Here is a 17,814-nt window from a genome sequence, read left to right as displayed (position 1 = left end):
GGAACTACTCGCGCTCGTCCGCGGTGGTGCGGCGGCGCCTGGAGATGAGGAACCCGCCACCGGCGAGGACCACCACGGCGACGACGATGCCGATGACGAGCCCCGTGGAGCTCGAACCGGAGTCGCTGTCACCGTCTCCGCCGTCACTGCCGGCCGGAACGGCCGACCACCAGCTCCAGTACCCGTCCTGGCCGTAGATGTTGCCGGCCGCCTCGGGCATCGTCGTGATCGACTTGATCTGGTCGGTGCGGTAGGCCTCGACCGCGTTCGGGTACGCGATGACGCTCATGTACCCGGAGTCGTACAGCCACGACTGCATCTGCCCGACGAGGTCCGCACGCTTGGCGGGGTCGTACTCGGCGAGCTGCTTCTTGTACAGCTCGTCGTACGACTTGTCGCAGATGAAGTTGTCCGTGGACGCACTCGCCTTGGCCTTGATCGGCAGAGCGGCGCAGGTGTGGATGCCGAGGACGAAGTCCGGGTCCGGGTTGACGGACCAGCCGTCGAAGGCGAGGTCGTACTCACCGGCGTACCAGGGCACGGAGACGTCGTCGAGGCAGTCGACCTTGAGGCCGACGCCGAGCTTGCCCCACCACTCCTTGAGGTACTTGCCGATGGCCTTGTCGTTCGGGTCCGTCGCGTGGCACAGGATGCGCAGGTCGAGCGCCTTGCCGTCCTTGCCGACGCGCTTTCCGTCCTTGAGCTCGTAGCCCGCCTGGTCCAGGAGCTTTCCGGCCTTGGCGGGGTCGTAGGCGAGGCTCTGGGTCGCCGACGGCTGCCAGGCGTACTCGGAGAAGCGCGGCGGGATGTACCCCTGGCCCTCGACGGCGTGGCCCTGGAAGACCTTGTCGATGATCGTCTTGCGGTCGATCGACAGGAACAGCGCCTGGCGGACCTTCTGGTCCAGCAGCGCCTTGTTGCCGTTGCCGAACTTCTTGCCGTCCTTGGTCTGCGCGCCCGGGTTGGTCGCCAGCGCGAAGAAGCGGCGCCCCGGACCCTCGTTGACCTTGATGTTCGCGTCACCCTTGAGCGACGCGGCCTGGGCGGGCGTCAGCGCGGGCGAGCCGGCGACGAAGGAGACCTCACCCTTGCGGAGTGCGGCGACCGCGGCGTCCTGGTCCTTGTACGTCTTGAAGACCAGCTCGTCGAACTTGGGCTTGCCGCGCCAGAAGTCCTTGTTGGCCTTGAGCTTCACGTACTGGTCGACCTTGTAGTCGCTCAGCACGAAGGGCCCGTTGCCCACGACGGGGAAGTCCTTGTCGTTGTTGAACTTCGAGAAGTCCTTGACCTTCTCCCAGACGTGCTTGGGGACGATCGGCACGTCGAGCGCGGCCATCGTGGCCTGCGGCTCCTTGAGCTCGATGACCAGCTGCGTCGGGCTGGGAGCCGTCACCTTCTTGAAGTTGGTGACGAAACTGCCGTTCGCCTGGGCGGCGGCCTCGTCCGTCATCATCTTGTTGAAGGTCCAGGCCGCGTCCTCGGCGGTGGCCTGCTGACCGTCCGACCACTTGGAATTGGACCGAATGGTGTACGTCCACGTCAGCTTGTCGGCCGACGGCTCCCACTTGGTGGCGAGACCCGGGACGGCGTGATTGTCCTTCGGGTCGTAATTCGTCAGGAAGTCGTACATGAGCCGGGAGACGCTCGTGCTCAGCAGCTTCTGGGCGAGGAACGGGCTCAGGGAGTCGACGCTCTGCGCGACCGCGACGGTCAGCGTCCTGTTGCCGCTGTCGGCGGCCTGCGCCTGCTGGGGCGCGGCCCCGAGCGGCATGCCCGGCACGATGGACCCGGCTGCGAGAGCAAGGGCGGCGGCGCCGGAGGCCACGAGGATTCGCAGACGTGAGCGTGGCTGGGCGGAGGGTGGTGGAACTCTTTCGACCATGGTCAGGGACCTCGCGTCATGACTCGCACGGAGAAGGCGGGTTGATCTGTGGTTCGCCAGCTGGTGAAGCGAAGGTTTATCAGCGGTGGTCGAGCCGCGTCAACGGTCATCGAAACGGCGTGTGGTCTGCGGGAATGCAATGAGGGTCCACATCGCGAGAACGATGTGGACCCTCATTGGTTCAGACCTCTGACGCCTTACTGCTGAGGCGCTGGCGGCGGCTGCGGAGGCTGCTGCTGCCACCCCGCGGGCGGTACGGGGCCCTGGAGTTCGGGGTGGGCGGGCTGCCCCGGCTGACCTGGCTGTCCGCCGTACTGCGGCTGCGGCGGCGGACCTGTCCGGCCGGCCGTCGACTGTGCCTGGGAGGGCGGTGGCTGCTGCCAGTTCTGCCCGGCGCCGGGCGCCGGCTGCGGCGGATAGGGCTGCTGCGGCTGTCCACCGTATGGCTGTTGCGGGTACGGCTGTCCGGGCTGCTGGGGGTACGGCTGCTGAGGTGCGTACGGCTGCTGTCCGGGTGCCGGCTGGCCCGGCTGCTGCTGGCCGGGCATCGGCGGGGCGTACTGCGGCGGCGGGTTGGTGCCGTTCGCCGTCCACAGCCCCTGCTGCTGCTGGGCGCGCGCGAAGTCCTCGGCCACCAGGGCGGAGAGGTGGAAGTACGCGTCCCGGGTCTTCGGACGCATCATGTCGAGGTCGACCTCGGCACCGGCCGACAGGTGCTCGTCGAACGGTACGACGACCACGCCGCGGCAGCGTGTCTCGAAGTGCTGGACGATGTCGTCGACCTTGATCATCTTTCCGGTCTCGCGGACCCCGGAGATGACCGTGAGGGACCGCTGGACCAGCTCCGCGTACCCGTGTGCCGACAGCCAGTCCAGTGTGGTGGAGGCACTTGACGCGCCGTCGACCGACGGGGTCGAGATGATGATCAACTGGTCTGCGAGGTCCAGCACACCGCGCATCGCGCTGTAGAGCAGACCGGTACCCGAGTCCGTGAGGATGATCGGGTACTGCTTGCCCAGCACCTCGATCGCGCGCCGGTAGTCCTCGTCGTTGAACGTGGTCGAGACCGCCGGGTCCACGTCGTTGGCGATGATCTCCAGACCGGAGGGCGCCTGCGAGGTGAACCGCCGGATGTCCATGTACGAGTTGAGGTGCGGGATCGCATGCACCAGGTCGCGGATGGTCGCGCCGGTCTCGCGGCGGACCCGGCGGCCCAGCGTGCCGGCGTCGGGGTTGGCGTCGATGGCGAGGATCTTGTCCTGCCGCTCGGTCGCCAGGGTCGAGCCGAGAGCGGTGGTCGTCGTGGTCTTGCCCACGCCGCCCTTGAGGCTGATCACCGCGATCCGGTAGCAGGAGAGCACCGGGGTGCGGATCAGATCGAGCTTGCGCTGCCGCTCGATCTCCTCCTTCTTGCCGCCCAGCTTGAAGCGGGACGCGCCGGACGGGTTGCGACTGCTCTTCGCCTTCTGCTTGCCCCGGACGAGCCGGTCGGAGGAGAGCTCGACCGCGGCCGTGTAACCGAGCGGTGCGCCCGGCACGGAACGCTCGCGCTGGTCGTGGGTGACCGGCGTGGGCCATGCGGCCCCGGCCCGGGGGTCGGTGGGCGGGCCCTGCGGCGGGAGTTGCTGTTGCGGGTGCTGCTGAGGTTGCGGTTGCTGCGGTTGCTGCTGCGGGTGCATCTGCGCGGGCAGATTCGGTGTGGCCTGCGCCGGCGGCTGGGCGCCCTGGGGGAATCCGTAGCCGCCCTGCTGTGGCTGCTGCTGAGCCTGGGGCAACTGAGGGGCCGGCGGGGGTGGCGTCGCGCTCTGCTGCTGCGGGGGCCACTGGTACGCCTGAGGTGGCTGCGGAGCTTGGGGTGCCTGGGGGGCTTGCGGTGCTTGCGGTGCTTGCGGCGTGGGCGCCTGCGGGAGCTGTGCCGGAAGTGCGGCTCCCGGCAGGGCTTGCTGGGCCTGCGGTTGCTGCGGGAAGCCGTACCCACCCTGCGGCGCCGGGGCAGCCGGCTGGGGGAACTGAGGAGCCTGAGGGGCCGCCGGGGCATGCGGGGGCCAGTGGGACGCCGGCTGAGGTGCGGCGGGCTGCGGTGCCGCGGGCTGGAAGGCGGGCGGCAGCGGCGGCAGTCCGCCCGATGCCGGTGCGGGCGTCCAGGGCGCCGGTGCGGGGTCCTGAGGTGCGCTGCCCGACGGTACGTCGAGAGGGGCCGCGCCGGTGGGGGCGGCCGGGGGCGCGGTGTCGGAGGGTGCCGCGTCCGCGGGCACGGCGTCGGCGGGCTCTTCTGCCTGCGGGGCGCTGCCGGAGTCGTCGTGGCTCGCGGAGCCGTCCACCGGCGGGGTGCCGAAGGAGGCGTCTCCGTCGGCCTCGTGCTGTTCCTCCTCCTCGGCGGAGGAGGCAACAGTGTCGACAGGTGCGGCAGGCGCGTCGGCCGGTGTCGAGGAGGGTTCGGATGCGGAGGCGTCCGGATCTGCCCCGGCCTCCCGGGAACCGGCCTCTCCGGCCTCTCCGGCCTCTCCGGAATCATGCTGCGTGGCGTCCGAGGCGGCGTCGGCTCCGGTATCCGCGGGTTCTTCACCGGCCACGGGGTCGACCCCGGTGGCACCGGCGCCGACCGCGGAGTCGTTGCCCCCCGCCTCGGCGGAGGGCTCCGCAGCGGCCTCGCGCTCGGCGATCTCCCGCTTCAGGGCGGCGGCCGAGAACCGCATGGTCGCGCCGCTCTCCAGGTCGCCGCCCCCGAAGGGATCCGGCGCACCACTCGCGCCGACGGCGGCATCGTGGGCCGGAGCCGGAGCCGGAGCCGGAGCCGGAGCCGGAGCCGGAGCCGGAGCCGGAGCCGGAGGTGCCGGAGTCCAGTCGGGCTCGAAGCCGCTCCCGGGCGGCAGTCCGGGCACGGACACCGGGGCGCCGCTGGGCGGCGGGGGTGCCAGGTGCGTTCCGGCGCCGCCCGACGAGTCGCCCGGCGCATTCTGCGTGTACCAGGCGGGCGGGGTGTAGTCGATGGTGAACTCACCCGTCATCTCGGCGGGCTCCGCGTCGGACGACTCGTCGACGGGCTTGTTCCAGCCCCCGCGCATCTCGTCCCGATCGCCGTTCACTTTGCCTCCTGGTGTGGTCGAGCACCCTTGTGCCGTGGGGGGTGGGGGCGACCGTTTCCCGCAGTGCGTACCGCCCGGCTCTCCCCCTGGGACGCGCGTTGCCTGCCCGCAGGTTCTTCTGCCGCGCCCCGACCCACCCTAATCGTCATCGGGCCCACCACGGCAGGCCGTACGGCACTGTGGCTGCTGTCCCGTACGTCACGTACTGCACCCAAGTGGACTGAGTGCGGCCGGGAGTGAGGCGTAAAGCGGTCAAACATGCACATCTGCGCAGGGAAAACCGCACAATTCGCACACCTGGTGGTGGGCCGTCAGTCCATCCTGCGTGCGCTGCCCAGCAGTCCCGATTCCGCATCGGTCGGATGGATCATCACGAACCGGCGGTCCCGCCGGGTGCGCCAGAGGGTGACCCCGTCCGTCAGGGTGGGCAGGGAACGGGTCTCGCCGGACCCCAGACGCATGAGATGCCCGATCTGTTCGGCTTCGCCGGGAGACACCCGTTGAATGCCGACCAGGGACGACTTCTCCATCAGTCCGGAGGCCACCGGGCTCAGATAGGGCAGCAGTGTCACCACCGACTGCCAGGGGCCGGCCGCCACCCGCCCGCGCGGTGGCCTGGTGCCGCAGTCCCGCACCACCACGACCGGCGAACCGGCCGAGGGGCCCTGCGGCGGCACCCGGCCCACCTCGTGCAGCGCGATGCCGCAGCCGTCACCGCCTGCCGCCCGCACCAGCCCCTCCCAGGCGGCGGCCCGCCCCGTCTCCACCACGATCCGGGCTCCGGTCGCCGCCGCCCGCAGCGCGAGCACCTGCGCCGTCCAGAGCCCTCCGATCAGAGTGACGTCGTACGGAGTGGGCCGGACGACGCCGAGCACGGCGGGGCGCCCTTCCTCGTCCACGCCGATCACCACGCCGTCGTCGCCGACCGGCAGGGCCAGCGAGGCCAGTTGCTCGGGCCGCACCGTATGCGTGGGCCGCCGCACGCCCGGCAGCCCGAGGCCCAGTCGCCCACGGCCCCGTACGGGTACGGGTACGGACATCAGCCGGCACCTCCGAGGGGCAGGGTGGCCAGCACGCCGGGCAGCTGCTCGCGGTCGAGCCGTACCAGCGAGGTCTTCACCCCGCGTGCCGTCCGCTCCAACTCGTGTCGGGCGGACCGCAGTTCCCGCTCGTCTCGACCGGTGACGCGGATGTGACCGGTGACCGCGGTCTCCTGCCGGTCACCGTGTCCCAGCGTGAGGCTGAACGTCGTGGCCAGGGCCGGGACCGAGGTGAGCAGCGCGACGAGCTGCGGCATCGGGGCACCGCCACCGCCGAACTCCGGCCAGCGGCGCACCCAGTACGTGGTGTGCGGCCGGTCGTCGCAGCTCCAGGTGCGCGCGGTCTCCCGGGTGCGGCGGGCGGGCGCCCCGTCCAGACCGGCCCGCGCCGTGGCCGACGGGCTCGCGCAGGTGGATGTGGCGATCGCCGCGCCGAGTTCCTGCTCCGTGAGCACCGTCGCGCGGAGCCCCGCTCCGGTCAGCCTGCCGGCCAGCTGGTCGGCCGCGCGCACCAGGCATTTCTGCGCACCGGTGAAGCCGCCGCCCCGCGCCCGTACGGCCTCCGGGCAGAGCTCCGGGGTCAGCTTCAGCGCGATCCAGGTGATCCGGACCGCGGGGGAGCCCGTCCGGGCCTGAAGCGGCGCGTAGTTGCGGGCCACGACCGAGTCCTCCGGCAGATGCGGCGCGGGCGCCGGCTGGGTGTGCTGCACGATCTGTGCCGACTCCAGCCGGATGCCGTCGACGTCCAGCGCGTCGCGCACGAGCGCCAGGGGAAGCGGCCGCGCGGACCGGTCCGCGCGCAGTGCCGTGCCGCCCGCGTCGATCCTGAGGACGGCCGTCAGGTACGTACCGTCGCCGATCATGCCGACCGGTCGCCGATCACGGCCCCCGAACGAGTGCGTACGCAGCGCCGGTTCGCACTCGACCACGGGCGCGATGCCCGGTTCGGTTCCGGCGGCCCGTTCCGTGGACGCGGACCTGCGGTTACGGGCCCGCAGGGCGAGGACGGCGTGCAGCAGGGCCGGAAGAGAGCGGCGCCGCCGCCGCACGACGGCGAGCATCACCAGCAGTACGGCCGGCACCGAGGCCGGGGCCAGCAGCAGCGGATCCACGACCCAGGCACAGAGCAGCAACGCCCCCGCGATCTCGAACAGCACCAGCTGGTGCAGCCGGAACGGCCCGAACGATCCGGCCCGCCCGCCCCACCGCACGATGCCGGGACCGCTGCCGCGTATGGGGGCGTCCGGCGCTCCGGCCCGGGGGGATTCCGGAGGCCGGGTGTCCGCAGCCGTCCGCGTCGCGGAAGCCGTCATCGAGGCATTCCCCCGTTCATCCGGGCCCGGTGTCTCGCGACCCGGCCCGGCCCGTTCCACGCCGTTCCGCCGAGGTCTCCGGCGGGGTGAATCACCATACCCGGACCGCAACACCCCTGGTTCGACAGGCATAGTAGGGAGCCGGTCCGGCATCGGGGGTCCGGTACGGGACGCCGGCCGCGGCCGCTCCCGGTGCCGTGCGGTCGGACACGGGGAGACGGACGGACTCATGGCATCGCGGCGCGACGACCTCAACGCGTACACCTTCGCGAAGCGACGCATGGTGGCGGCATTCCTCCAGCCCTCGCCCACCGGCTGCGACGAGGGCGCCCCGCGCCCCCTGCGCGCCGTCCTGCCGGGCCTCGTCGCCGGCGCGCTGATCCTCGCGGGGTTCGGCGCCTACGGCATGTTCCGGCCGGCCGCCCCCAGGGACTGGGACGCCCCCGGCACCAAGGTGATCGTCGGCAAGGCGTCCACCACCCGCTACGTGGTGCTCACCACCGGCAAGGGCGGGAACCGCAGGACGCTCCTGCACCCCGTGCTGAACCTCGCCTCCGCCAGGCTGCTGCTGACCCCGCAGAACTACGGCGTCGTCCAGGTCGACGACGACATCCTGGACGCGGGCAAACCCCCGCGCGGGCCCGTCCTCGGCATCCCCTACGCCCCCGACCGGCTGCCCGAGGAAAAGGACGCGGGCACCGCCAAGCGCTGGGCCGTCTGCGTACAGCCCGGCAGCGGGAACACCGTACAGAAGGCCGCCTTCGTCCTCGCCGAACGCGACAAGGAGCTGACCGAGGGCGCCGGGCGGCTCACCGGCGGCCAGATCCTCTACGTCAAGGGACAGGACGGCACCCGCTACCTCGTCGACGCCCGCGGCACCAAGTACCGCATCGACGAGACCGCCGCAGACCTCGGCCATCTGACCGGCGCCCTGGTCGGCAGCGCGCAGCCGCAGTCCGTCACCGACGACTGGCTGGCCACGCTGCACGACGGCAGCCCGGTCGCCTTCCCGCGGATCCCCGGCGAGGTCGGCGCCCCGGCGCACATCGAGGGACACCTGTCCGCGCTGGAGAACCGCGTGGGTACGGTGCTGCGCACCAGGAACGGAGAGGGCACCGCCCACTACGTCGTCCTCGACGGCGAGGTCCTGCCGGTCTCCGAGTTCACCGCCTGGCTGCTGATCAACTCCCCGCAGACCGCACCCCTCGACCTGGTCGGCAAGGCGCGCCCCGCCGGCCTCCAGGACTTCGTCCCGGGCACCGGGCCCTTCGCGGGCCAGGCCGCGCACTGGCCCGCGAACAGGGTGGTCCAGGTCAATGCCACCGACGCGGGTGCCGCCGGCCGCGACACCGTCTGCAACGTGCTGCGCCGCACGGACGGCACGGGCCGGACGACGCTGAGTACCTGGGCCGGCGCCGCGTACCCCGTCCCCGTCGGCGCCGGGGGCACGAGCACGTATGTGACCCCGGGCAGCGGGCTGCTCTACACCCAGGTGAGGGAAGGGCAGGACAGCCGGGACGGATCACTCTTCCTGGTGACAGACACCGGACTGCGGTACGCGGTTCAGGCGAGCGGCGACAGCGCTGCCGAACGGTCCGGCATCGGCACCGGCGGCGCGAAGGACGATCCCGGCAGGCGGCCCGAACCCGGCGAGGCGCAGATCAGGCTCGGATACGAGACGGTGACGCCGGCACTCGTCCCGATCGCCTGGTCGGAGTTCCTGGCCAAGGGCCCCCGGCTCGACACGAACAGCGCCCGTCGGCCCCAGGGTTCGTGACGTGGCAGGGCGGGGCGGCGGAAGGCCGTTGGACACACGTGGGGGAGAGAGCGCGATGCCGTATCGGAAAAGGGTCCTGCTGACGGCGGCCGCCGCCGCGCTGGGCGCCCTTGCGGGGCCGCAGGCCGCGTACGCCGTCGCGGACCCGGGCGGTCTGCACCTGGACGGCGGCGGCGCATGCGACTTCCCGATGAAGGAGCAGTTCGAGGGACGCCCCTGGCCGCTCCAGCGGGTACTCCTCGACGAACTGTGGCAGGACACACGGGGCAAGGGGATCCGCGTCGCCGTCATCGACACCGGGGTGGATGACACCAACCCTCAGCTCAGAGGCGCCGTGGACGCCTCCGCGGGCATCGACTACACCGATGGCGGCGGGAGCGACGGAACCGTGGACGAGGTCGGTCACGGCACCAAGGTCGCCGGCATCATCGCCGCCCGCCCCCGCGGCGGCACCGGCTTCGTCGGCCTGGCCCCCGAGGCCACCGTCATCCCGATCCGTCAGAACGACGGGCGGCACAACGGCAGGGACAGCGCGATGGCCGCCGCGATCGACCACGCGATCGCCCACGGCGCCCAGGTCATCAACATCTCCCAGGACACCACCAGGCCACTGGCCGACGACTCGCTGCTGGGCCGGGCGGTGGCGCGGGCGATCGACAAGGACATCGTGGTCGTCGCCGCCGCGGGCAACGACGGCGCGGACGGCAGACACAGAAGCACCTACCCCGCAGCCTTCGACGGCGTCCTCGCCGTCGCCGCGTCCGACCGCAACAACGAACGCGCACCCTTCTCCCAGGCAGGGGATTTCGTGGGGGTCGCCGCCCCCGGTGTCGACATCGTCTCCACCGTCCCCGGCAACGGTCAGTGCACCGACAACGGCACCAGCTTCGCCGCGCCGTACGTCACCGGGGTCGTCGCCCTGATGCGCGCCAAGTACCCGGAATGGACGGCTGCGCAGATCATCGCCCATATCGAACAGACGGCGGAGCGCTCCGTCAACGGCCGTGACGCCTTCATCGGATGGGGTGTAGTCGATCCGGTCCGCGCACTGTCCGGGGACGACGCCCCGCAGGACGCCCCCCACCCCGACGCACCGCCCACCGGGGCCCAGGCTCCCGAGCCCGCGCACCTGGAGATGTCGGAGACCTCGCAGCAACGCGGCAAGCGGTACGCGACCTACGCACTGGTCACGGCGGCCGTGCTGGTCGCCGTGGTGGCCGGCACCGCGACCGTGGCGCGCGACCTCCGCAGACGCCGCGTTCCACCTCGTCGCTGACCCGCTCCGAGGCGGCTGCGCGCCGTTCGGGGCGCCCGGGACGAGGCGCCGAAGTGGCTAGGGTGAGCGCGGACTTCAGGCGGGTGACGGGGGGTCAGGACCGGTTGGAGGCGCTCCGCCGGAGCCGGTGCGGCCCACCCTGCCCCGCATCCCCAGCGAACCGAGAGAGGACCTCCGCATGACCAACCCCGCGGGCGGTTTCGGACTTGCCGACGAGCCGGTCATCCAGGCCAGGAACAAGATCGTCAAGACCGCCGAGGCGGTCTCCACGCAGTCCAGGGAACTCGCCGACATCCTCGCGACGGCCGGGGCGGGGTGGACCGGTGCGGGCGCCTCGGGGTTCACGTCCGCGCAGCTCGTGATCAACGAGGACCACGACGAGATCCGCCGGCTGCTCAATGTGCTGCTCCACGCGGTGGGCAGCACCAGGAACCTCAGCAACGCCAACGACGACGAGGTCCGCGCCGCCTTCAACGCGGTCAGGACACCGGCCTCGGCGGGCAACGCCTCGGGGCTCAACGGAGTCTGAAGCCGCACTTCCCCTTCCCCCGCAGCCGAGCCAGAGGAGAACCCGGATGGGGCACGACCCGCACACCAAGGTCAGGTACGAAAGCGTCCAGGAGATGGCGAACCGCATCCGTGTGGTGTCGCAGAACATCTGCCGCGACCTGGAGGAGATGGACAGCGCGCTCAAGGTGGTCACCGACACCTGGGACGGCGAGGCCCACACCGCGTACGTGCTGCTCCAGAACAAGTACCGCGGCAAGGCCGACGACATGAAGGGCCGCCTGGAACACGTCGCCAGGATCATCGAGAACGGCAAGGACAACTACCGCGTCACGGACCTCAGGGCCTCACGGCTGTTCACCGAGGCGTACTGAACACACGGGGCACCGGGCCGCGTACAACGGGAGGGGCACGTTCCGGTGAACGTGCCCCTCCCGCGTGCCGCCCACCCCTCAGGGCCTACGTCAGGTCGAACTCGCCGTCCCGGGCGCCCAGTACGAACGCACGCCACTCGGCCTCCGTGTACCGCAGCACGGTGTCCGGATCCAGCGAGGACCTCATCGCCACGGCCCCGCCCGGCAGATGCGCGATCTCGACGCGCTCCTCCGCCTTCTCGGTCCCGGGCGCACTCAGCCATTCCACCCCCGAGATGTCGAGTGCGTACAGCTCGTCCTTCTCCGCCTGCGTGCCCATGGTCAGCGTTCCTCTCCGTACGTGGCTCTGCACGGCACCGTACAGGCACCGCCGCGGGCTTTGACGAGGTCGCCGATTCCCCGGCGAACGGCGCTCTTCTGTGCTCCCGTGATGCCGCGCGCGCTCCCCGTCGCCCGTCTCAGGGCCGCTCCGGAAGCCTTCCGGTCTGCACCAGCGCACTGCCGCGCCGCCGGGTGGCGAAGTACCCGCGCCCCGGCGGCAGCGGATGCCCGCGCACCGCCCCGATGAGATCCCCCTCGGCCGGACTGCCGGACAGCACCACCCCCTGCGCCCCCAGCTCCTTGATCCGCTGCATGAACGTCTCGTACATCGCGCGCGACGCCCCCGCCGAACTGCGGGCGATGACGAAGCGCACCCCGGTGTCCCGGGCGAACGGCAGATACTCCGCCAGCGGGGCCAGCGGACCGCCCGTGCCCGTCGCCACCAGGTCGTAGTCGTCGACGACGACGAAGATCTGCGGACCCGTCCACCAGCTCCGGTCCCGCAGCTGCCGCGGAGTCACGTCCGCCGGCGGCTGCCGCCGCGCGAACACACCGGCCAGCGCCTCCATGTGCGTCCCCAGCGCGTCCGCCGTCGGCGCGTACTCCAGCAGATGGCTCTCCGGCAGCGCGCCCAGCAGCCCCCGCCGGTAGTCCCCGACGACGAGCTTCGCCTCGTCGGGGGAGTACCGCTCGGCGAGCTGCTTCGCGATCAGGCGCAGCAGATTGGTCTTGCCCGACTCGCTCTCGCCGAAGACCAGGAAGAAGGGATCGGTGTCGAAGTCGACGAACACCGGTTCCAGATCCGTCTCGGCGATCCCGATCGCGACGCCCCGGTGCGGGAACTCGAACCCTTTCGGCAGGCGCTCCGCCGGCAGCCTGAGCGGCAGCAGCCGTACGGAAGGGGCCGGTGCGCCCGTCCAGTTCGCCCGCACCGTACCGACGAGCTCGGAGGTCGCGTCGGCGAGGCCCGTCGCATCGGTGACCGAGTCGATGCGCGGCAGCGCGGCCATGAAGTGCAGCTTCTCCGCCACCTGGCCGCGGCCCGGCGCCCCGGCCGGCACCCGGCCGGCGACCTTCCGGTCGAACTCGGAGTCCATGACGTCGCCGAGCCGCAGTTCGAGCCGTCCGAGGATCTGGTCCTTGAGCGCGGCGCGCACCTCCATGTACCGCGCGGCGGAGAGCACCACATGGACCCCGTAGCCGAGACCGCGCGCGGCGATGTCCGTGACGACCGGCTCCAGCGACTCGTACTCGGTCCGGAACCCGCCCCAGCCGTCGATGACCAGGAACACGTCCCCCCACGCCTCACCGGGCAGCTCACCGAGGGCGCGCCGGTGCCGGTAGGTGGCGACGGAGTCGATCCCCCGGGCGCGGAAGAGCTCCTCGCGCCGGGCCAGCACCCCCGCCACCTCCGCGACCGTGCGCCGCACCCGCTCCGGATCCAGCCGTGAGGCGATCTGTCCCACATGCGGCAGCTCCGCCAGCGGGGCGAGCCCGCCGCCACCGAAGTCGAGACCGTAGAACTGCACTTCCTGCGGGGTGTGCGTGAGCGCGAACGACGCGATCAACGTCCGCAGCAGGGCCGACTTGCCCGACTGCGGCCCGCCGACCACCATCAGATGCCCCGCAGCCCCGGAGAAGTCGCGGTACAGCACCTCGCGCCGCTGCTCGAACGGCTTGTCGACCAGACCGAGCGGGACCGTCAGCCCGCCGGGCCGGCTGTACTCCGTGGCGGTGAACCCGCGCCCCTCGGCCGGCGCGAGCCCCGGCAGCAGCTGGTCCAGCGCCGGGGCCCGGTCCAGCGGCGGCAGCCACACCTGATGGGCCGGCACCCCCTGGCCCTCCAGCCGACGCACGACCACGTCGAGCACGGTGTCGGCGAACGCGTCGTCCCGCACCGGCGCGACAGGCGAGGCCGCCCCACCGGCCTCCGTACCCGCCGACGCCACCGGCAGCGCACGGAACAGGGCGGCCCGCCGCGCGGCCGGCACCTGCCCCGCCCCGACGGCGGGGCCGCCCGTGCGGTACGCCCCCGACACGTACGCCGCCTTGAACCGCGTCATCTCCTCCGTACCGGCCTTGAGGAGGCCCGAGCCCGGCACCGACGGCAGCTGGTACGCGTCCGGCACCCCCAGCGCCGTCCGCGACTCGGCGGCCGAGAAGGTCCGCAGCCCGATCCGGTACGAGAGATACGTGTCCAGACCGCGCAGCCTGCCCTCCTCCAGCCGCTGCGAGGCCAGCAGCAGATGCACACCCAGCGAACGGCCGATGCGGCCGATCTGGATGAACATGTCGATGAAGTCGGGTTTGGCGGTGAGCAGTTCGGAGAACTCGTCGATCACCAGCACCAGCGAGGCCAGCGGCTCCAGCGCCGCGCCCGCCGCCCGGGCCTTCTCGTAGTCGTGGATGTTGGCGTAGTTGCCCGCCGAGCGCAGCAGCTCCTGCCTGCGCTGGAGCTCCCCGCGGAGCGCGTCGCCCATCCGGTCGACGAGGGCCAGGTCGTCGGCCAGATTGGTGATGACCGCGGCCACGTGCGGCAGCTGCGACATACCGCTGAACGTCGCCCCGCCCTTGAAGTCCGCGAGCACGAAGTTCAGCGTCTCGGAAGGATGGGTGACCGCGAGCCCCAGCACCAGCGTCCGCAACAGCTCCGACTTGCCGGACCCCGTCGCGCCGACGCACAGCCCGTGCGGCCCCATGCCGTCCTGCGCCGCCTCCTTGAGGTCCAGCATCACCGGCAGCCCGTCCTCGCCGACCCCGATGGGCACCCGCAGCCGTTCGGAGACCGGCCGGGGCCGCCAGGTGCGCGCCACATCGACGGCAGCCGCATCGCCGAGGTTCAGCAGTTCGGTGAAGTCCAGGTCGGACAGCAGCGGTTCGCCGTCCCTGCCCCCGCCCGTCCGCAGCGGGGCCAGCTGCCGGGCCAGCGCCTCGGCCGCGGGCAGTGAGATGCCGTCCGGCACACCTTCGTACGCCGCACCCGTGCCCGACTCCATCCGCAGCAGCCCCGGCCGCACCTTCACGGACAGACCGCCGCGGTGAACGGCCGGCTCACCCTGCACCAGCTCCACGACGGTCACGCCCTGCAGCCCCTCGGGCGCCACCGATGCCGAGTCCGGCGCCGCCCGCCCGCCGTCCAGGACCACCACGATGTGCGGCTGGTCCGCCAACGGCCCACTCTCCCGGCCGAACCGCGGCCGCCCCTCCAGCCGGCCGCCCAGCAACGCCTCAAGACCGGCCATGTCGGCCGCGAACAGCCGCTTCGAACCGGCCCCGTCGGCCTGCCCCGGCACCTGCGTGTGCGGCAGCCACTTCGTCCAGTCCCAGCACGCCACCGCACCCGGCCCCGCCACGACCGCGACCACCAGATCGTCGGGCGAATGCAGCGTCACCAACTGGGCCACCACCGCCCGCGCCACCGACCGGGCCGACTCCGGCGGCCCGCTCACCGTCACCCGCGGGAACGCCCGCACCGGGAACGCCACCGGTAACCCGTCCAGCGAGCCGTGCACCGCCAGGAACCGCCGCAGCGCCCCCGCGCACACCGGCTCCGCCTCATCCGCGGGATCGGCGTCCGGCGCCGACAGGGGCGTCGACAGCCCCTGAACCCCGAGCCCGATCCGTACCCGCCCGAAGTCCTCGTCACCGGCCCGCCGTTCCCAGACCCGGACGCCCTCGGCGACCACCGACCACAGCTGTTCGGGGCCGGGGTGCAGATACCACTGCGCGTCACGCTGGGCGCGCGCGGTCCGCCGGACCGTACGCCGGGTGTGCGCCAGGTAGGTGAGGTAGTCGCGCCGCGCATCCGCCAACTGCCCCTGCGTACCACGCCGGTGACGGACCAGCTGGGCCACCGCCATGGCGAGGGTCGACACCAGCATCAGCACACCCATGATCCGCATGAACGGCGGCGCCTGCGGCGAGAAGAAGAAGACCACCGAAGAACCCATGCCGAGCACCGGCAGGACCTGCATCAGCAGGCCCTCCCGCTGTCCGCGCGGCAGCGAGGGCGGAGCCTTCAACGTCACCCCGTCCGCGGGAAGTTCCGGCGGCAGGGCCCGCGGCGGTCGCTTCATGACGATGTGGCTCACCGGTGCATCAATCCCTCGGTACGGACGGGCCGGGAGCGGAAGCGGGACGGACCCGCACCGGCGTCCCGTGGCTGCTCCGCCCACGGGCCGGCCTCCGCGCGACCGCGATCCTATGTGCCGGACTCCGGCGCAGATAACGGGATTCACCCTTTCCAGTAGGGTTGCGCGCGCATCGTGCGCAATTGCGGACCAGGGGGACCAGACACGTGAGTACGACCGCAGCGACCGGCTTCTGCCGCGTCACCGTCGTGGCGCCCGACAGCCGGATCGACGTCGCACTGCCCGAGGACCTCGCCGTCGCCGACGTCTGCCCGGAGATCCTCCGCCTCACCGGCCGGACCCAGGCCGTCGCCACTCCCACCGGCTACCACCTCGTACGACGCGACGGCACCGTCCTCGACGGCGCCCGCACCCTCGCCGCCCAGCAGGTGCTCGACGGCGAGATCCTCAGCCTGCGCCCGTTCGCCGAGTCGCTGCCGCCCGCCGTGTTCGACGACGTCCCGGACGCCATCGCCTCGGCCGTCGGCCGCGACCGCCACCTGTGGAGCGACGACCTGCTGCGCGGCGCCGGCCCGGCGGGCGCCGCACTGCTGTTCGTCCTGCTGGGCCTCGTCCTCTGGTTCGCCGACCCGGTCCGCCACGACATGCACAGCCTGCCCGGCGTCATCGCGGGCGCCGCCGGAGTGCTGCTCACCGCCTTCGCGGGGCTGCGCGCCCGGGTCTACGCGGACCGCGGCACGGCCGTCGCACTCGGCCTCGGCGCGCTGCCCCTCGTCCTCATCGCGGGCTCCGGCATCATCGGCCCGGACGCCGGCCAGGGACCGGGCGGGCTCCAGCTCCTGCTCGGCTGCGTCGCCGTCCTGGTCGCCGCCGTCGCCCTGGTGGCCGTCAGCCCGGGCGGCGACGCCCCGTTCGTCGCGGCGGCCTTCCTCGCCACCGCGGGCACCCTGGCGGCCTTCGCCGCGATCCTCACCGAAGCCCCGGCCGCCGCGGCCGCCGCCGTCTGCGCCCCGGCCGCCATCGGACTCGCCGCCTTCCTGCCCGGCCTCTCGGCCCGCTTCGCCCGGCTCCCCATCGGATACACGCAGGAGCGCACCGGCCGGACCGGCTACGACGACCCCTACGCCGACCCGGACACCGGCCGCCGGGACGCACCCGCCGACGCCGCGCACATCGCGGAGCGGGCGCGGCGGGGCCACGAGCTCCTGCTCGGCCTCGTCGGAGGCTGCGCGGCCCTCGCCGCTACGTCCGCCGCGGTGCTCGGCTTCTCCGGCGACGCCTGGGGGCAGGTCCTCGCCCTGGCCACGGGGCTCGCCCTGCTGCTGCGCGCCCGGCTCTTCCGCTACACCTCGCAGGTCGTCTGCGTGCTCGCGGCAGGCATCGCAGCCCTCGCCCTGCTGATCCTCGGCCTCGCGCTGAATCCGCCGGCCGACCCGGCGGGGGTGCTCGCCATGCGTACGGTCCGGCTCTCCGCGGCCGTCGCCGCCGGGGCGGCCCTGCTGACCGCGGCTGGCCTGATCGTTCCCCGTAAGGGGCTCTCCCCGTTCTGGGGCCGGATCCTGGACCTGACGGAGAGCGTGCTCCTGCTCTCCCTGGTCCCGCTCTGCATGGCGGTCCTCGACGTCTTCGCACGCGCCAGGACCCTCACGGGCTGAGGCCAGTCGGTCCCGCTCCGAACGGCTGGTAGTCTGGCTGTGGCCGTTTGTGTACGCGTTCCCGGTTGACTCTGGGGGCTGCGCTCATCGGACCTTCGCTCCCGAGTCACTCAAGCTCCCCTGAGATCAAGACCAGGGGCACTCGTGGGCGCATCGAACACCAAGAGGAGTACCGCGTGCCGCTCGACGCCGCTACGAAGAAGCAGATCATGACCGAGTTCGCGCAGAAGGAGGGCGACACCGGTTCCCCCGAGGTTCAGGTCGCCATGCTTTCGCGCCGCATCTCGGACCTGACGGAGCACCTCAAGACGCACAAGCACGACCACCACTCCCGTCGTGGTCTGCTGATCCTGGTCGGCCAGCGTCGCCGCCTCCTGCAGTACCTGGCCAAGAAGGACATCCAGCGCTTCCGTGCGCTCGTCGACCGCCTCGGCATCCGCCGTGGCGCGGCCGGCGGCGCCAAGTAAAGACGTTGCGAAAGGGAGCGGTGCC

Annotated in this window: 12 protein-coding genes; 6 read left to right on the top strand and 6 right to left on the bottom strand. The window is 72.2% G+C overall.

Going from position 1 to position 17,814, the window contains the following annotated elements; translation table 11 throughout:
* Positions 1-4 precede the first annotated feature (4 nt).
* The 4 genes from OG912_RS06470 to eccE all read right to left on the bottom strand — a co-directional run bounded on the left by OG912_RS06470 (position 5) and on the right by eccE (position 7,321).
* A complete protein-coding gene (locus OG912_RS06470) occupies positions 5-1,882 on the bottom strand; it encodes an ABC transporter substrate-binding protein (protein ID WP_327708564.1) in 1,878 nt (625 codons plus the stop codon).
* Positions 1,883-2,079: 197 nt separating this feature from the next.
* On the bottom strand, positions 2,080-4,968 hold the full coding sequence (locus OG912_RS06465) for an SCO5717 family growth-regulating ATPase (RefSeq protein WP_327708563.1): 2,889 nt from the start codon (positions 4,966-4,968) through the stop codon (positions 2,080-2,082).
* Between the two features lie 311 nt (positions 4,969-5,279).
* On the bottom strand, positions 5,280-6,008 hold the full coding sequence (locus OG912_RS06460; protein WP_327708562.1) for a hypothetical protein: 729 nt from the start codon (positions 6,006-6,008) through the stop codon (positions 5,280-5,282).
* Entirely contained in the window at positions 6,008-7,321 is a 1,314-nt protein-coding gene (gene eccE, locus OG912_RS06455) for a type VII secretion protein EccE (RefSeq protein ID WP_327708561.1), read from the bottom strand. The genes OG912_RS06460 and eccE overlap by 1 nt, the downstream gene beginning before the upstream one ends.
* Before the next feature lie 229 nt (positions 7,322-7,550).
* On the opposite strand from eccE, the gene eccB reads away from it, so the two are divergent.
* The 4 genes from eccB (at position 7,551) to OG912_RS06435 (ending at position 11,255) form a co-directional block, all read left to right on the top strand.
* Positions 7,551-9,098, top strand: coding sequence for a type VII secretion protein EccB (gene eccB / locus OG912_RS06450; protein ID WP_327708560.1), 1,548 nt, complete (start codon positions 7,551-7,553; stop codon positions 9,096-9,098).
* A 55-nt stretch (positions 9,099-9,153) separates the two neighbouring features.
* On the top strand, positions 9,154-10,374 hold the full coding sequence (gene mycP / locus OG912_RS06445; RefSeq protein ID WP_327708559.1) for a type VII secretion-associated serine protease mycosin: 1,221 nt from the start codon (positions 9,154-9,156) through the stop codon (positions 10,372-10,374).
* Between the two features lie 178 nt (positions 10,375-10,552).
* A complete protein-coding gene (locus tag OG912_RS06440; RefSeq protein ID WP_326739207.1) occupies positions 10,553-10,903 on the top strand; it encodes a hypothetical protein in 351 nt (116 codons plus the stop codon).
* Between the two features lie 46 nt (positions 10,904-10,949).
* The gene (locus OG912_RS06435; protein WP_326739208.1) at positions 10,950-11,255 is read left to right on the top strand and encodes a WXG100 family type VII secretion target; all 306 of its coding nucleotides are present in this window, start codon (positions 10,950-10,952) and stop codon (positions 11,253-11,255) included.
* Positions 11,256-11,340: 85 nt separating this feature from the next.
* Here the strand turns inward: OG912_RS06435 and OG912_RS06430 are convergent, their stop codons facing one another.
* On the bottom strand, positions 11,341-11,574 hold the full coding sequence (locus OG912_RS06430; protein ID WP_326739209.1) for a DUF397 domain-containing protein: 234 nt from the start codon (positions 11,572-11,574) through the stop codon (positions 11,341-11,343).
* A 139-nt stretch (positions 11,575-11,713) separates the two neighbouring features.
* Positions 11,714-15,667 (bottom strand): type VII secretion protein EccCa, encoded by a 3,954-nt coding sequence (gene eccCa, locus OG912_RS06425; RefSeq protein ID WP_327708558.1) that lies wholly within the window; start codon positions 15,665-15,667, stop codon positions 11,714-11,716.
* Positions 15,668-15,873: 206 nt separating this feature from the next.
* Between eccCa and eccD the strand changes: the two genes are divergently transcribed.
* Together eccD and rpsO are read left to right on the top strand one after the other, a co-directional pair.
* Positions 15,874-17,322, top strand: coding sequence for a type VII secretion integral membrane protein EccD (gene eccD, locus OG912_RS06420; RefSeq protein WP_327708557.1), 1,449 nt, complete (start codon positions 15,874-15,876; stop codon positions 17,320-17,322).
* Between the two features lie 176 nt (positions 17,323-17,498).
* Positions 17,499-17,789 (top strand): 30S ribosomal protein S15, encoded by a 291-nt coding sequence (rpsO, locus tag OG912_RS06415; protein WP_018551846.1) that lies wholly within the window; start codon positions 17,499-17,501, stop codon positions 17,787-17,789.
* The last annotated feature ends 25 nt before the right edge of the window (positions 17,790-17,814 follow it).

It is taken from the genome of Streptomyces sp. NBC_00464, assembly GCF_036013915.1.
In the GTDB taxonomy this organism is placed as follows: domain Bacteria; phylum Actinomycetota; class Actinomycetes; order Streptomycetales; family Streptomycetaceae; genus Streptomyces.
This window is presented reverse-complemented; position numbering and strand designations above follow the sequence as displayed.

What these genes read in the sequence shown, in the direction of transcription:
- OG912_RS06440 (WP_326739207.1), top strand. Translation starts at nt 10,553, where the DNA reads ATGACCAACCCCGCGGGCGGTTTCGGACTTGCCGACGAGCCGGTCATC.
- OG912_RS06430 (WP_326739209.1), bottom strand. Translation starts at nt 11,574, where the DNA reads ATGGGCACGCAGGCGGAGAAGGACGAGCTGTACGCACTCGACATCTCG.
- OG912_RS06435 (WP_326739208.1), top strand. Translation starts at nt 10,950, where the DNA reads ATGGGGCACGACCCGCACACCAAGGTCAGGTACGAAAGCGTCCAGGAG.
- eccE (WP_327708561.1), bottom strand. Translation starts at nt 7,321, where the DNA reads ATGACGGCTTCCGCGACGCGGACGGCTGCGGACACCCGGCCTCCGGAA.
- eccB (WP_327708560.1), top strand. Translation starts at nt 7,551, where the DNA reads ATGGCATCGCGGCGCGACGACCTCAACGCGTACACCTTCGCGAAGCGA.
- OG912_RS06460 (WP_327708562.1), bottom strand. Translation starts at nt 6,008, where the DNA reads ATGTCCGTACCCGTACCCGTACGGGGCCGTGGGCGACTGGGCCTCGGG.
- OG912_RS06470 (WP_327708564.1), bottom strand. Translation starts at nt 1,882, where the DNA reads ATGGTCGAAAGAGTTCCACCACCCTCCGCCCAGCCACGCTCACGTCTG.
- mycP (WP_327708559.1), top strand. Translation starts at nt 9,154, where the DNA reads ATGCCGTATCGGAAAAGGGTCCTGCTGACGGCGGCCGCCGCCGCGCTG.